Genomic DNA, 1,939 nt, shown 5'->3' with positions numbered 1-1,939 from the left:
TCGGACGTCGCCTCGCGGACCGTCGCCGCCGCGTCCCCGTACGCGCCGGCGACGGCGCCGCGCAGCCGGGTGTCGGCCGCGACCTGCGCATCGCCCGCGGCCGCGATGCTCTGCGCGCGCCCGGCAAGGTCGTCCACGACGCCGTCGCGGGTCGCGCGCGCGACGGCCTCGCGGGCGGGAGCGTCCGCGCCCAGCGCGGTCAGCCACGTCGCGACCTCCGCGACCGCCTCCGGGGGCAGCAGCCCGTCGACGAGCGCTGCCTCGCCGACGACGAACAGCGGGGCCCGCTCGAGCCCGTTCTCCTGCATCATGCGGCGCAGGTCGTCGCTCGCGGCGCGCGCTCCGGGGTCCACGCGGTCGACCACGAGCGCGACCTGCGCGTGGCGCTGCACGGCCCGGTGCAGGAGCTCCCACGGCACCGCGTCGGCGTAGCGGGCCGCGGTCGTCACGAAGAGCCACAGGTCGGCCGCGTCGAGGAGCTGGCTCGCGAGCACGCGGTTGGCGACCTCGACCGAGTCGACGTCGGGTGCGTCGAGCAGCGCGAGGCCCGGCGGCAGCGCGTCGGACGCGACGAGGCGCAGCGCGCGGCCGTGGGCGGCACCGTCGTCGTCGGCGGCGTCCGGCCGACCGACCTCGGGCCGGACCGTGCCCGACGACGACCGGGACGCCGCCACGCGCGGCAGCCCGGGCAGGACGCGATCGGTCGAGAACCACCGCTCGTCGAGCGGGTGGTGCACCAGGACCGGCGCGCGCGTCGTGGGCCGCAGCACGCCCGGCGCGGACACCTGCTCGCCGAGCAGCGAGTTCACGAGCGTCGACTTCCCGGCGCCGGTCGAGCCGCCGACGACGACGAGCAGCGGGGCGCTGTGCGCGCGCAGCCGCGGCAGCAGGTAGTCGTCGAGCTGGTCGATCGCCGCGGCCCGGTCGGCCCTCGCCTGCTCGACGCCCGGGGCGTCCAGCGGGAGCTCGAGCGCCACGAGGCGGCTGCGCAGCCGCTCGAGCGCGTCGACGAGCGCAGCGCCGGTGACGTCGTCAGAGGCGCCGGACGGGCCCGCGACCTCGGGTTCTGGCACGTGGCCAGTCTGCCCGAGCACGGGTGCCCCGGCCCGAGGAGCGGACCGGGGCACCTGATGTGCTCGTGGGGCGTGTGCCCGCGCGCGTCAGTCGCGACGCAGCTTGCGGTACGTCACGCGGTGCGGACGCGCCGCATCCGCGCCGAGGCGCGAGATCTTGTTCTCCTCGTAGGACGCGAAGTTGCCCTCGAACCAGTACCAGTTCGCCGGGTCCTCCTCGGTGCCCTCGTAGGCGAGGATGTGCGTCGCGACCCGGTCGAGGAACCACCGGTCGTGGGAGACCACCACGGCGCAGCCGGGGAACTCGAGCAGCGCGTTCTCGAGCGACCCGAGGGTCTCGACGTCGAGGTCGTTGGTCGGCTCGTCGAGCAGCAGCAGGTTGCCGCCCTGCTTGAGCGTGAGCGCGAGGTTGAGACGGTTGCGCTCACCACCCGACAGGACGCCCGCGGGCTTCTGCTGGTCCGGCCCCTTGAACCCGAACGACGCGACGTAGGCGCGCGACGGGATCTCGACGTTGCCCACCTTGAGGAAGTCGAGCCCGTCGGACACGACTTCCCACAGCGTCTTCTTGGGGTCGATGCCGCCACGCGACTGGTCGACGTACGAGATCGAGACGGTCTCGCCGATCTTGAGCTCGCCGCCGTCGAGCGGCTCGAGCCCCACGATCGTCTTGAACAGCGTCGTCTTGCCGACTCCGTTCGGGCCGATCACGCCGACGATGCCGTTGCGCGGCAGCGTGAAGCTCAGACCGTCGATGAGCGTGCGCCCGTCGAAGCCCTTCTCCAGCTTGGTCGCCTCGAGGACGAGGCTGCCCAGGCGCGGGCCCGGCGGGATCTGGATCTCCTCGAAGTCGAGCTTGCGCGTGC

General features: G+C 74.2%; 2 protein-coding genes. Both read right to left on the bottom strand.

Going from position 1 to position 1,939, the window contains the following annotated elements; all coding sequences use genetic code 11:
- A partial coding sequence (locus CWIS_RS15620) for a dynamin family protein (protein ID WP_048344261.1) occupies positions 1 to 1,073 on the bottom strand: 1,073 nt, incomplete at its 3' end.
- Between the two features lie 87 nt (positions 1,074 to 1,160).
- The coding region (locus tag CWIS_RS19625; RefSeq protein WP_048344263.1) for an ATP-binding cassette domain-containing protein at positions 1,161 to 1,939 on the bottom strand (779 nt) is incomplete at its 5' end.

The sequence above is a fragment of the Cellulomonas sp. A375-1 genome (assembly GCF_001040865.1).
Taxonomy (GTDB): domain Bacteria; phylum Actinomycetota; class Actinomycetes; order Actinomycetales; family Cellulomonadaceae; genus Cellulomonas; species Cellulomonas gelida.
The sequence above is the reverse complement of the archived record's forward strand: the minus strand, read 5'-3'. Positions and strand labels throughout refer to the sequence as shown.